A 13873-nucleotide genomic window follows, 5' to 3' on the forward strand; every position below is an offset into this window, starting at 1 on the left:
ACACCGCTGTCAGGGTGTGCCGCCGGGCCCGCCGAGACCGCCCGGGGTGCCGCCGGACCCGCCTGGGCCTCCGGAGCCGCCGGTCTCTTCCGACCAATCGGGAGCAAGGGCGCCGCTGCGGCCGGCGCCGCCCGCGGTGCCTATGGTGCCGGGGCTGCCATTTCCGCTGGTGCCGCCGGTGCCGCCGTTTCCAGCGTGGCCGCCGTCGCCGCCGTCCCCGCCCTGTGGGGTTAGGCCAAGGCCGCCAACACCGCCGTTGCCACCCCTACCGCCGTTGGCACCGTTGCCGCCGGTGCCACCAGTGCCGGACGTGATGCCGGCACCACCAGCCCCGCCCATGCCGCCGTCGCCTCCTGTGGCACCGTTGCCGCCGTCCCCACCCGTACCGGCCGCAACGGGATTTACGATGACGCCGCCGCCGCCTCTGCCACCGTCGCCGCCGCCGCCGCCGGTGCCGCCTTCTCCGCCAGCGCCGCCGCTGCCGCCGGCGCCAGAGAGGGAGTCGCCGCCGGCGCCGCCGGCGCCGCCGGTGCCCCCTGCGGTGCCGCTGCCGCCGTCACCGGCGTCCCCCGCAACTGCAAAGTCGCCCAGGCCCTCGCCTATGGCTCCGGCGAGGCCCCCCTGACCGCCGTTTCCTCCGCGGCCTCCCGCGCCTCCGTCGCCGCCTGCACCGCCTTGGCCGCCGTCACCCGACCCCATGGCCAACCCGCCGGCGCCGCCTTGGCCTCCGTCGGCCGCGGTGCCGGCGGCACCCCCGGCGCCTCCCTTGCCGGATACATTGCCGATGCCGCCTTCGCCGCCGTTACCGCCCGCCCCGCCGGTGCCGCCGACCGCGCCGGTACCGCCTTGACCGCCGTTGCCCGAACCGTGGGCCGCGCCCCCGTTGCCGCCTACGCTGGCGGCCCCGCCGGCGCCGCCACCACCGCCGGCGCCGCCGACCCCACCGAGGTTAAAGTTCCCGCTGCTTGTTGACTGGCCGCCGAAGGCACCATTGCCACCGCGGCCCCCAGTGCCGCCTTGACCGCTGTCGCCGCCCTGGCCGCCGTTGCCTGAACCCTGTGCGGCACCACCGTCGCCGCCGCGGCCGGCGGCCCCGCCGTCACCGCCGTCACCGCCGGAGCCTCCGACCCCACCTTGGGCGGCAAGATGTTCTGTTCTCCGGTTCCGCTGATTACTGCTGCCGCCGTCGCCGGCAGTTCCGCCTGCGCCGCCTTGGCCGCCGTTGCCGGCCCCCTGGGCGGTGCCGCCCTTGCCGCCAGTGCCGGCGTTTCCGCCGTCCCCGCCGCGACCGCCGGCACCGCCGCTCCCACCTAGGCTGCCCGCGGCATCGCCAGCTGAGCCGCCGCTACCCCCCTTGCCGCCCGCGCCGCCTTTACCGCTGTTTCCGCCTTGGCCGCCTTGGCCGCCGTCGCCCGATCCCAGAGCGGCGCCGCCGTCACCGCCGCTGCCGGCGGCACCGCCGTCACCGCCGTTACCGCCCGCGCCGCCGATACCACCCACGTTATTGTGGCGTTGTTGCCGTCTTCTGCCGGGTCTGCCGGCCCTGCCGCCCCTGCCGCCGTCCTGCTGTTGCTGCTGTCGCCGGATATCGTCCCGGCTTAGCCGCTGTCCCGCTGTTGCCATTCCGTTGCCGCCGTTGTGCTGGGTTTGTTGCTGCCTGCATTGGTGCCTGTGGCCGTCTGGCCCGCGTAACTGGTGCCGGCCCCGCCCGCGCCGCCGTTGCCTCCGTTTCCTCCGTTGCCGTAGAGGCCGCCGTTGCCGCCGGCCCCGCCCTTGCCGCCGCTTTGGCCGGCGGCGCCGCTGCCGCCGTCCCCGCCGTTGCCGCCATCACCGCCGCTGGTCGGTTGAAGCCGGTGGCGCTGGTCGCTGACCTGGCGCCGCCCTGCGGTTCTGCCGGGCCTGCCGGTGCCGGGTTACCGTTGTTGCCCCTACCGCCCGTGGCGCCCGAATCCATCGTGGATGCTGTGGCCGCCGTTACCGGCAGCCCCCCCGGTCCCGCCGGCTCCGCCGTCACCGCCGGCGCCGTCGCTGTAGCCGGCCGCCTGCGCCAGACCGGTCCCGCCGGCGCCGCCTGCTCCGCCGGTGCCACCGCTACCGCCGTTGCCCCCATTGATGACGCCGACGAACGCGTTGCCTTCCCTGCCGTCACCGCCGCTACCACCGTCACCACCGGTGCCGCCGGCTCCGCCAGCGCCACCGACTCCGGCCTCAGTTCCGCCGGCGCCGCCGACCCCGCCAGCCCCGCCATCCCCACCGACGCCGCCGAGGCGTCCAGACGTACCAAAGCCGGTTGGGGCGCTGCCCGGTGCGCCCGTACCACCGTTGCCGCCGTTACCGCCGGTCCCGCCATTGCCGTACGTGCCGCCATCCCCGCCGGCTCCGCCGCGGCCGCCGGCCATGCCGGCAGCCCCGACACCGTCGACCACCCCGTTGCCGTTCGCGCCGGCGCCGCCATCGCCGCCGTTACCGCCGTTGCCGTACTGGCCGCCGGTGCCGCCGGCGCCGCCAGTGCCACCGGCCCTGAAGAAGCTGCCGCCGTCGGCGCCGGCCCCGCCGTTGCCGCCGTGACCGGCGTTGGTGGTGGGGCTGGTGCCGTCGGCGCCGGTGGCTCCGGGGGTGGATCCGGCTCCGCCTTGGCCGCCGGCCCCGCCTTGGCCGGGGTCGCCGCCGTTGCCGCCTTTGCCGCCGGTTCCGGTGCCGCCGTTGGTGTAGGTGCCGGCCGCGCCGTCGCCGCCGTTGCCGCCGATCCCGCCGGCCCCGCCGTTGCCGCCGGCTCCACCGGCGCCCTGGGTGCCGGCGGCGCCGTTGGTGGCGCTGCCGCCGATCCCGCCGGCGCCGCCGTTGCCGCCGGCCCCGCCGGCCCCGCCGTTGCTGCCGTGTCCGCCGGCGCCACCGGCCTTGGTGGCGTGTTGTCCGCCTGGTCGGTTGCCGTTGCCGGCGCCGGGTTGCTCCACTGTTGCCGCTGCTGTTGCCGCCGTTGCCGGCCAGGCTGCCGCCGGCCCCGCCTTGACCGCCTTGACCGCCCGCACCGCCGGCGCCGCCGTCGATGCCGGACGCGCCGTGGCCACCGAGGGTGCCGACCGCTCCGGCGCCACCCCTGCCGCCGTGTCCGCCGTTGCCGTAGGCGCCGCCGTCACCACCAGCCCCACCGGCTCCGCCGGCCCCGCCGGGGGTGATGGCGTCCGCGCCGGCCCCGCCGTTGCCGCCGTGACCGCCGCTGGTGGTGGGGCTGGTGCCGTCGGCGCCGACCGCTCCGGTGGTGGAGCCGGCTCCGCCGGCCCCGCCAGCGCCGCCGATCCCGGCGTTGCCGCCGTTGCCGCCGTTACCGCCGATACCGGTGCCGCCGTTGGCGAAGCTGCCCGCGGCGCCGTCGCCGCCGTTGCCGGCGAACCCGCCGGCCCCGCCGTTGCCGCCGGCCCCACCAGCACCCTGGGTGCCGGCGGTGCCGTTGGTCGCGCTACCCCCGGCCCCACCGTCGCCGCCGATGCCGCCGGCCCCGCCGGCTCCGCCATTGCTGCCGTTGCCGCCGGCGCCGCCGGGCAGGGTGGCGTGCTTGCCGTCCACACCGGCCAGGCCGTCGCCACCAGTGCCGGCCGCCCCGCCCGCACCGCCGGCGCCGCCGTTTCCGGCCAGGCTGCCGCCGGCCCCGCCAGCCCCGCCTTGACCGCCCGCCCCGCCGACGCCACCGTCGCGGCCCGACGCGCCGTGTCCGCCGGTCATCCCAGCCGCGCCGGCCCCGCCGGTGCCGCCGTGCCCGCCGTTTCCGTAGGTGCCGCCGTCACCACCAGCGCCCCCGGCCCCGCCGGTGCCGCCGGGGGTGAGCGCGTCCGCGCCGGCTCCGCCGTTGCCGCCGTGACCGCTGATGGTGGTCGGGTCGGCGCCGCGGGCGCCGGCCGCTCCGACGGTGGACCCGGCGCCGCCCGCCCCGCCAGCCCCGCCGATCCCGGCGTTACCGCCCTTGCCGCCGGCACCACCGATACCGGTGCCGGCGCCGGCGAAGGTGCCGGCCGCGCCGTCACCACCGTCCCCGGCGGCTCCACCGGTCCCGCCGTTACCGCCGGCCCCGCCCGCGCCCTGGGTGCCCGCGGTGCCGTTGGTCGCGCTACCCCCGACCCCGCCGGCCCCTCCGGCCCCGCCGGAGCCGCCAGCCCCGCCATCACTGCCGTCCCCGCCGGTGCCGCCGGCCACGGTGGCGTCGGCGCCGTCCACACCATCCCGCCGATACCGCCGGTGCCACCGGCCCCGCCGGCCCCGCCGTCGCCACCGTTGCCGGTGCTGCTTCCCCCGGCCCCGCCGACGCCGCCGGTCCCGCCGGCCCCGCCGATCCCGCCAGCCTGACCGGCCTGACCGGCAGCTGTTGCCGCGTGCCCGGCCACACCATCCCCGCCAGCGCCGCCGAGGCCGCCGGCCCCGCCGTCCCCGTGCGTAGCCGCCTGACCGCCAGCACCGCCGGCACCGCCAGTTCCGCCCGTGCGTCCGGCACCGCCGGCGCCGCCGAGGCCGCCGGCCCCGCCATCGCCCCGGGTCGCTCCGCCGGTGCCACCCGTACCGCCGGCGCCGCCATCACCACCTGCACCGGCAGAAGACGTTCCGCCTGCCCCACCAGCACCGCCGACTCCGCCGACGCCGTTGCGGACGGCGTTACCGCCGGACCCGCCGACCCCACCGGTCCCACCGGCCGCGCTGCCCACCCCGCCGGCGCCACCCACCCCGCCGACACCGCCATCACCCCTAGAGCCCCCGCCTGTACCCCCGACACCACCAGCGCCGCCATCACCGCCTGTGCCGGCGCTTGCGGCCCCGCCGATCCCTCCGGCGCCACCCTCCCCGCCCTGTCCGTGGATGCCGGCATTCCCGCCGGCCCCGCCGACTCCGCCCGTCCCGCCGTTGCTGACCCCGGCCCCACCGGCACCACCGGCGCCGCCGGCCCCGCCGTCACCCCTGTTCAATCCGCCGACCCCACCGGTGCCCCCGGCGCCGCCATCGCCACCGACACCGGCATCCGAAGCCCCGCCCGTTCCTCCGACACCACCGCTGCCAGCAACGCCATTTGCGCCGGCACCGCCACCGGCGCCGCCGTCCCCGCCCACACCGCCGGCTTGGCTGCCCGCACCTCCAGCACCACCGGCACCGCCCAGGCCACCGGCGACGCTGCCCGCGCCCCCAGCACCACCGGCACCGCCCATCCCGCCGTGACCCGTACCCGTGCCGCCTGCACCGCCGGCGCCGCCAGCGCCACCCACGCCGGCGAGCGCCGCACCGCCAGCACCGCCTGTGCCGCCAGCACCGCCGGTAAATCCACCGATATATCCCGCCCCGCCCGCACCGCCGTGACCCCCATTGCCGCCCCATGCCCCACCGGCGCCACCGGCGCCGCCGTTACCGCCAGCTCCGTTGTTGATGCCGGCTACTCCGGCCCCACCCCGACCGCCATTGCCCCCGTTGCCCACCAGGCCCGCCGCACCACCGGCCCCACCGTTTTGCCCCGTTGCCCCATCGGCCCCATGCCCCCCGTTACCGAGCAACCATCCACCCGGCGCACCGGCCTGCCCGGGTGCCGATCCGTTGACCCCATCACCGACCAACGGACGCCCGGTGGCGGCCTGGACCGGGGCATTCACCGCAGCCGTTACCGCCCGCTGCACATCCTGCAGCAGTGCCGCACCCGACGTCTCGGCGAAGGCGTATTGCGTCTGCGCTGAGGTCATCGCGCGGGCAAAGTCCGCCTGAAAGGCCGCCATCCGCGCGCTGATCGCCTGGTACTCCGACCCAAACGAACCGAACAACGCCGCGATCGCCACCGACACCTCATCGTCGGCAGCCGCCAACAGCGCTGTGGTCGAGCCCGCCGCCGCCGCGTTGGCCGCACCAAGCGAAGAACCGATATTCGCCAAGTCGGAAGCCGCTGTCGCCAAGATCTCTGGGGCCACCACCACGAACGACATCGACACCCTCCAACCCGCCTGATGTGAACTTCGTGTTCCCGGCTCTCAGGCTAAATCCGCAGGTCAGGGGCTTACTAGTGCGTCAACACACTTTGGCAAAAGTCGAAACGGGGCACCTCCAGCGATGGTTTTGGTCTTGTCTCAACTCGAAGCTGGGACCAGCGACGACGTCAATTTCCAAGCACTACCGCGTATCACAGTGAGAAACGTGCGGCCGGGCGCGTGACAGTCTTCGGGGTGCACGGCCGGGCGAGCGCGCGCAAAATGCCAGCCTCAACGGCGTGTCGATGTGCAGATGCGGACGCTCGCGGCCATGTAAGGCCGGCCAAGCCGCGAAGTAGGCTGCACCCATGCGGGTAGGCGTGTTGGGAGCCAAAGGCAAGGTGGGGTCGACGATGGTCCGGGCGGTCGAAGCCGCCGAGGACCTAACCCTGTCCGCGGAGGTGGACGAGGGCGATTCGCTGAGCCTGCTGACTGACGGCAACACCGAGGTCGTCATCGATTTCACCCACCCCGACGTGGTGATGGGCAATTTGGAGTTCCTCATCGAGAACGGGATTCACGCGGTGGTGGGCACCACCGGATTCACCGGCGAGCGCCTGCAGCAGGTGGAGTCGTGGCTGGCCGAGAACCCCGAGACCGCGGTGTTGATCGCGCCGAACTTCGCCATCGGCGCCGTGCTGTCGATGCATTTCGCCAAACAAGCCGCCCGCTTCTTCGATTCGGCTGAAGTCATCGAACTGCATCACCCGAACAAGGCCGACGCCCCCTCGGGTACGGCGACGCGCACCGCGAAATTGATCGCCGAGGCCCGAAAAGGCCTGCCGCCCAACCCGGACGCCACCACCACCAGCCTGCCCGGAGCCCGCGGCGCCGACGTCGACGGCATCCCCGTACACGCGGTGCGGTTGGCCGGCTTGGTCGCACACCAGGAAGTTCTGTTCGGCACTGAGGGGGAGACGCTGACCATCCGCCACGACAGCTTGGACCGCACCTCGTTCGTCCCCGGCGTGTTGTTGGCGGTGCGGCAGGTCAAAGAACGCCCCGGTCTTACGGTCGGTCTGGAGCCACTGCTCGACTTGGAATGACAGACAACGCGCGCGTCCTGCGTACCCAACTGGTCATCGCCTTCCTGTGTCTGGCGCTGCTGGTCTATTTCGTGCTGCTGGGGCGCCTGGCTGTCGCGATGATCGGCTCGGGCCGACCTGCTGCCATCGGCCTGGGTCTGGCGGTGCTGATCATGCCGTTCATCGGGTTATGGGCCTTGATCGCTACGCTGCGCGCGGGGTTCGCGCACCAGAAGCTGGCGCGACTGATCGCCGAAGACGAGATGGAACTCGATGTCAGCGCGCTGCCCCGGCGTCGCTCGGGACGTTTTGAGCGAGCCGCGGCCGACGCCTTGTTCGACACCGTGCGCACCGAACTGGAAGGCGACCCCGACAATTGGCGCCGCTGGTACCGGCTGGCACGCGCATACGACTATGCGGGGGACAGGCGGCGCGCGCGGGAGGCCATGAAGACGGCCGTTCAGCTTGAAGCTCAATCAGCAAGCGGCGGTTGATCATTCAGCATGCCCCGTCGCCGCATTACCAGGTGATGGCGCTTGCAGCTCACGGTCGGGCCGGTCGGCGCGGCTGCGTGCGGTGTCACGACACCTCCGCTACGGCGAGGGCCTGCTTCGCGATGGCGGACAAACCTGGGAGCCGTTCGAATTCCACCGCCGATATTCGAATGTCTAGGTTTGCCGCCACGCGCGAAGCGATCTCGACCGATGACAACGAATCGAGGCCGAGCTCCGCCAGGGCAGTGTGATGATCGATGGTCTCGGTGGGAATACCGAGGACGGCCGCAACCTGTTCTGCCAGCGTCGAGGTCAGCATTTCGAGTCGCTGGTCAGGGGGTAGGGCGAACAGTTCGGCACGGAAGTTGCGGGCGCTATCGCTCAGGGCCGCGGCAAAGTCGGCGAATCTCGTGGAGGATTTCAATGCCGGCTGGCCCGATAGCAGCGTCTGCCAATCTATGTCGGCGATGACGACGTTGGACAATTTGTTGTCCGAGGGAATCGCGGCCAGAACCGTTGCCAACAGCGCGGGGACATGGCTCACCAAAAGGTCGTTCTGCCCGAGCACCTCGCGATAGACGCGGCGCACCTCGGGCGAGGAGGCGTCCAGCATGCCGCCGCCGCGTAGCGCCCCCCAGTTCACCGATAGTCCTGCCGCACCGCGCGCCCGGCGTAGTTGAGCAATTGCATCCAGGCCGGCGTTCGCGGCGGCGTAGGCAAGCTGGAACGGTGCGCCGATGATCGCCGACGTCGATGAGAACAGCACGAACGCATCCAGCTCAATCCCGGCAGTTTCCGTCGCACAGTGCAGGTTCCACGCACCGTCGAGCTTGGGCGCGATCACTCGCCGCAGGGATTCAGGCGTGGCCTTTCCGTACGCGCTGTCCTCTGCCACTCCGGCGGCATGAAACACGCCGCGTAGCGGAGGCATCTGCTCGGTGGCGCGCGCTATCAGCTTCGAGACGGCAAGCCCGTCGCCGATGTCGACGGCTTCCACCCGGATGTCCGCGCCGCTGGCGCGCCACGCGCGGAGTCGCCGTTTGGCGCGACCGGTACGGGGGCCACTCCTGCTGACGACGACCAGGTGCCGCGCTCCCTGATCGACCAGCCAATCGACGAGTGCCAGGCCGACGGCACCGAAGGCGCCGGTCACCAGGTAGCTGCCGTCGGAGCGGACGGGGAACGAAGGGATCGCCGGCCGAACCGGCGGGTTACCGCCCAGGTGCACTTCAACGCGGCCCTGCTGGGTGCCCCGCGCGACAACGTTGAAGGCCTCCGCCAGGGCACCGGCGTCATACGTCGTCGCGGGCAAGGGCGGGTAGGTTCCGTTGTCCAGCCGCATGATGACCTCAGTGGCGAGCTGCTGCGTGAAGGCAGGCCGGTGGTTGAGCATCCGGTCGACATCGATGGCGAAGTATTGCAGGTTGCGGTCGAACGGCCCGAGCTCGATAGCCCGGTTGCCGTAGATGTCGGCTTTGCCGATGTCGACGATTCGTCCGAATTCCGCTGCGGCCCTGAGGTTTTGCCGAAGCGCCTCGCCGGGTAGCGAGGTGTATATGACGTCCGCGCCGTGACCATCGGTGAGCCGCATGACGTCGTCGACGAAGTTGACCGTGCGGGAGTTCACGGTGTGGTGCGCGCCTGCGGCGCGCGCGAAGGCTCGTCGTTCCTCGGTGCCGGCGCTGGCGATTACGCGGGCACCGAGATGGCGTGCGAGGTGAACCGCCGCTAACCCGGTGCCGCCGGCCGCCCCGTGCACCAGGATGGTGTCGTCCTCGCCCAGCCTTGCCGCACATACCAGGCCGTAGTGTGCGGTCAAGTATGGAATGAAACTGGCCGCGAGGCCGGGTGTCAGATCGCGAGTGAGACGTTCGACAACGGCATGGGCCGGATCGAGCGTGAGATACCGGCTGAACATATTCGGAACTGCCACCATGACGACGTCGCCGATCTCGAAGCGGCTCAAGGAACCTGCGCGAGTGACGACCCCGATACCCTCCATGCCTACCGCCATGCCGAAGGCGGTTCCGCGTAGGTCTTGCGGGGTCAGCACGCCGAGCAGCTTCATTGCGTCCTTGTAGTTCAGCCCGATCGCGTTGAGACGTACCTCGATTTGCCGGGCTCCCGGCGTAATTCGCGGCACCGCGCGCAAAGCGAGATCGTCGAGGAGTCGCGTTCTCGGCGGCTCTAGGACGAACGATGCTTCGGGATCGATATGCGGAGTCGCTTCCGAATACACATCGAGTCGCTTGGCAAGGTCGCGGCGATAATGAGGAGCGAACGGCACTCCATCGCGCACTGCAATCTCATCGACGAGTTGTTCGCCGTCGTGGATCTCGCTCAGCAGCGCCGCGTCCAGACCGCGGAGGTCAGCACCGGGCTGAAGATCGATGTGCCGCCAGCGCACCGACAATTGTTCGTTCTGCAGCACACGACGCGCCCCTGCTAACGCTGCCTGCCGCACATTCGGCTCCTGGTGGTCGCCGCGTAGGCGGAAAGCCCCGGTCGTCAACAGAATCGCGTCGATGCGCACGTCGGGGTTGGAGTCAATCACGGAATCGAATTGCACTGCCACTTCCACGAGTTCGGCAACCAGGCTGACTACGTCGTCGTCACCGGCGACGACGACAACCGTCACGTCGGCTCCCTCAAGCTGACGGATGGTGTGTGCCAGATACATCGGTTGGATCAAGGCGGCGCAGTCCGGAGGCGGGGCCTGCGGTTCAGCGGCCTGACTCCCCAGGGCGACCTGAAGGACGGGCTGATCGACACGGACACCGATGGCAGCCGGATCCACCGGACACCAATCGATTTCGTATAGCAATGGGCCCAGTTCGGCGAGCGGCGACGGCGAAGGGGTTAATTCGGCGAATCGCACCCCGAGCAGTTCGAAGAACGCGGTGCCATCAGGACCGCACATCGCAATGTCGGCGTATACGTCGGGCCCGGTGCCGCGGCGTATCACCGCGGTCACGGGCGTCGTCGGCGTCGGGCCGTGCCTGCGCACAGTGTCGACAGCGACCGGAACCATCGTTCCCAGCGACAGATCGTCGAACGCGGCAACGCCCTGCAGCGCGGCATCGACCACGGCGGGGTGCGCGAGGTGCAAGTCGTCGCCCGCTACCGGATCAACTGTCGTGACGATGACATCGGAGCCGACCCTTGCCTCGACAACCCGTCGGAACGCTGGACCATATTGGAAACCACGGCTTTTCAGCAGCGCATAGAACTCCTCATGGCTCAATATGTCACCGTCGAAGGACGGCACCTCCACCTGCCGTGGTGCTACCGCAGCATCGACTATTCGTGCTGTGCTGTGGACGATCCGGCTATCGGTGTCGTCGCAGGAGGAGAAGCTCAGCCGCATCGTTGCGGGTTCCGCAGTGACGGTGATAGTCGGCACGGCGTGGTCGTCAATGAGAAGCAAACGCGAGAACCGCACGGATTCGACTGTGAGGCTTCGATGTTTGGTGCACTCGGCGGCCGCACACAGGAATGCGTCAAGGTACGCGGTACCCGGCAATACCACCTTCCCGTCTACCAGGTGGTCTGGCAGCCAGGGCAACCGGGAAACCGACAACTCAGTCGACCATGCCATCGGGTGTCCGGTAGCTCGGGTACCGAGCAATGGACGGTCATCGGCACCACCGTTCCGCTCCAACTCCGCCTGACGGGACTCGGCGAAAAGCACCTTGTGTTGCCAGGGATAGCTTGGTAGATCCAGATGCGGTGCGAGCGTGGACTGGCCCGGCGCCGTTCGGCCAAGGCAGCCCGCCCGGTACAACTCCCCGACAGCGCCGAGTAGACGGTCGTGGTCACCCTCGCCACGTTTGAGCGTGGCTATGGCAACACCTGATTCCGCCTTGGCGGCCAATATCGCTCGAATATTTCCCGAGAGCACGGGATGCGGACCTACCTCCAGGAACACCCGGTGGCCAGCATCGATCAGGGTTTCGATGGTGTCGCCGAATCGCACAGGTCGGCGTACGTTGGCGCACCAGTACTCGGGACCCCATTCCGGCAGGGTGGCTTGCTGCGCGGTGACCGTCGAATACAGATCTCGATGTGGCCGCAACGGCTGGATGCCGGCCAGCACCTTTACCAGATCGTCGAGGATCGGATCCATCAGCGGACTGTGGTATGGCACCGTCACCTGCAGGCGGCGGACGAAGGCGTCCGTGGACAACTCGTGGTGCAGGTGCTCTATTGCGGTGAGCGGACCGGCCAGCGTCACAGCATCGGGACCATTGACCGCCGCGACGACCACGTCGCGAACGCCTCTTTCCGAAAGTCGCAGCGCCACCTCACTTTCCGGCAAACCGACGGCCAGCATCCCGCCGCTGCCTTCGGTGCTGGCCTGCAGACGCGCCCGCTGATAGCTCACCAAGAGCGCGTCGCGAAGGGTGAGTGCACCGCTGACAAACGCCGCGCTCACCTCGCCGACACTGTGCCCGACAATCGCAGCAGGTTCGACCCCAAGCGCCGCGAGCTCGGCGACGATCCCGACCTGTACCAGAAAGTTGGCCGGCTGAGCGTATTCGGTGCGCTGAATGCGCGAATCCGATTCTGGCTTGAGCAGTTCGTCGCGAATCGACCAGCCGGCGATCTCAACGAACAACGCATCGACCTCGGCTGCGGCGCGCGCGAAAGGCCCGTCCATGTCAAGAAGTTCGCGTGCCATGCCCCACCATTGGGGGCCCATGCCGCTGAAGACGAACACCGGTTTCGTCCCGGTCGGCACCGTAGCGCGGCTGATCGTCGCTGTTCCGGCAACGACGGCGTCGAGATGTCGCGCCAGTTCGTCCTTGTCGGAACAGGGCAGCGCGGTCCGGAACGTGTGGTGTGCTCGCCGGCTCCAGGCGGCTGAACAGAGATCGTCGATCGAGGCCGCGGAATCCACGGTGCTGCGCATGGCGGCGGCGACAGCACAGACAGCGTCTTTGTTGGCGCCCGAGATGGGGAAGAGCGTGATCGAAGGCCGTTCGGCGGCGGTCGCGGGCACGTCCGGGGCCTGGGCCAGGATGACGTGGCCGTTGGTCCCGCCGTAGCCGAACCCGTTCACAGCGGCAATGGCGCGACCCGACGGAGTGGGGAACGCGGTCGTCTGGGTGACGACCTCGATGTTGAGATCGTCGAACGGAATCGCCGGGTTGAGGTTTTCCAACCATCCTTGCGCTGGGATGGTGCGATGGCGTATCGCAAGCGCGGCCTTGATCACGCCCGCAACCCCGGCTGCGGCCTCCAGATGCCCGATCGATGGCTTCACCGAGCCCACCAGCAGTGCACCGGTCCGTTGCTCGGCCAGGCCGTATGCCTCACTCAACGCGGTGACCTCGATCGGGTCCCCGACCGGTGTTCCGGTTCCGTGGGCTTCGACATACCCGATCTCATGCGGAGCCAGATTCGCCTTCGCACAGACAGCTTGCGCGAGATCACGCTGTGCGACCCGGTTGGGGACGGTGATCCCCAGAGTGCGACCATCCTGATTGACCCCGCTGCCGGCGATCACTGCGTAGATGCGGTCCCGGTCGCGCAATGCTGCCTCAACGCTCTTCAGCACCAGCATGCCCGCGCCCTCACCGCGGCCGTATCCGTCGGCGGCAGCGTCAAATGCTTTGCTCCGCCCGTCGCGGGCAAGAAACTTGCCCTTGCACATCGATACGAACACCTCCGGATGGAGCATGACGCTCACTCCACCCGCGAGCGCGAATTCGCACTCGCCGCGCGAGATAGCCTGCGTCGCCTCGTGAATCGCGACCAACGACGACGAACACGCGGTGTCGATGGTCATGCTTGGCCCACGCAGATCCAACGCATGAGACAGGCGGTTGGACAGCATCGCCTGCGATCCGCCGGTGGCAGTGAAGTGGCTGATGGCGCGCCGCGCCGAGGGCATGGCCCGGCGAACCTGGTTGTCGCACATGAACCCGCCGATGTAGACGCCAACGTCGCGTCCGGGAGCTACGCCCGCCAGCCCCGCGTCGTCCAGCGCCTCCCACGCAACCTCGAGCAGCCAGCTCTGCTGAGGATCCATCACCTCGGCTTCCCGAGGGGAGATGCCGAAGAATTCGGCATCGAAATCCCAAGGCGAGCGCGTTACGAAGCCGCCGCGGCGGGTATAGGCCCGGCCCGGCGCGGCCGGGTCAGGGTCATAGAAGAGGTCGATGTTCCATCGTTCCCTGGGCACCTCGACGATGCCGTCCCCGCGCCTCAGCATGAAGTCCCAATACTGATCCGGCGCGAACACGCCGCCCGGGAACCGGCACCCCATGCCCACGATCGCCACGCCTTGGCCAGTGTCCATCCGCGTTATCCACCCTTTCGCTCGGCGCACCTTGCCGGCCGCGGCCCGGAGAAACTGTGGTCA

4 protein-coding genes and 1 pseudogene are annotated in these 13873 nt (G+C 70.6%); 2 read left to right on the forward strand and 3 right to left on the reverse strand.

What is annotated here, in order from left to right; all coding sequences use genetic code 11:
* Positions 1-9: 9 nt before the first annotated feature.
* Positions 10-3420, reverse strand: a pseudogene (locus tag G6N68_RS32335) (hypothetical protein); the annotation flags it as partial.
* A gap of 296 nt (positions 3421-3716) precedes the next feature.
* Positions 3717-5945 carry a PE family protein gene (locus tag G6N68_RS32075; RefSeq protein ID WP_371871551.1) on the reverse strand — a complete coding sequence of 743 codons (2229 nt, stop codon included), beginning with the start codon at positions 5943-5945 and terminating at the stop codon, positions 3717-3719.
* Positions 5946-6295: 350 nt separating this feature from the next.
* Here G6N68_RS32075 and dapB point away from each other — a divergent pair, with 350 nt between their 5' ends.
* Together dapB and G6N68_RS08985 are read left to right on the forward strand one after the other, a co-directional pair.
* Positions 6296-7033 (forward strand): 4-hydroxy-tetrahydrodipicolinate reductase, encoded by a 738-nt coding sequence (gene dapB, locus G6N68_RS08980; protein ID WP_163710617.1) that lies wholly within the window; start codon positions 6296-6298, stop codon positions 7031-7033.
* Positions 7030-7506 (forward strand): hypothetical protein, encoded by a 477-nt coding sequence (locus G6N68_RS08985; protein ID WP_163710620.1) that lies wholly within the window; start codon positions 7030-7032, stop codon positions 7504-7506. Before dapB ends, G6N68_RS08985 begins: the two co-directional genes overlap by 4 nt.
* 85 nt (positions 7507-7591) lie before the next feature.
* Here G6N68_RS08985 and G6N68_RS08990 read toward each other — a convergent pair whose 3' ends face one another.
* A complete protein-coding gene (locus G6N68_RS08990) occupies positions 7592-13810 on the reverse strand; it encodes a type I polyketide synthase (protein WP_163710624.1) in 6219 nt (2072 codons plus the stop codon).
* Between the last annotated feature and the right edge of the window lie 63 nt (positions 13811-13873).

This window comes from Mycobacterium bourgelatii (assembly GCF_010723575.1).
GTDB lineage: Bacteria > Actinomycetota > Actinomycetes > Mycobacteriales > Mycobacteriaceae > Mycobacterium > Mycobacterium bourgelatii.

Excerpts from the sequence above, each read along its gene's own strand:
- G6N68_RS32075 (WP_371871551.1), bottom strand. The coding sequence starts at position 5,945 with ATGTCGTTCGTGGTGGTGGCCCCAGAGATCTTGGCGACAGCGGCTTCC.
- dapB (WP_163710617.1), top strand. The coding sequence starts at position 6,296 with ATGCGGGTAGGCGTGTTGGGAGCCAAAGGCAAGGTGGGGTCGACGATG.
- G6N68_RS08990 (WP_163710624.1), bottom strand. The coding sequence starts at position 13,810 with ATGGACACTGGCCAAGGCGTGGCGATCGTGGGCATGGGGTGCCGGTTC.
- G6N68_RS08985 (WP_163710620.1), top strand. The coding sequence starts at position 7,030 with ATGACAGACAACGCGCGCGTCCTGCGTACCCAACTGGTCATCGCCTTC.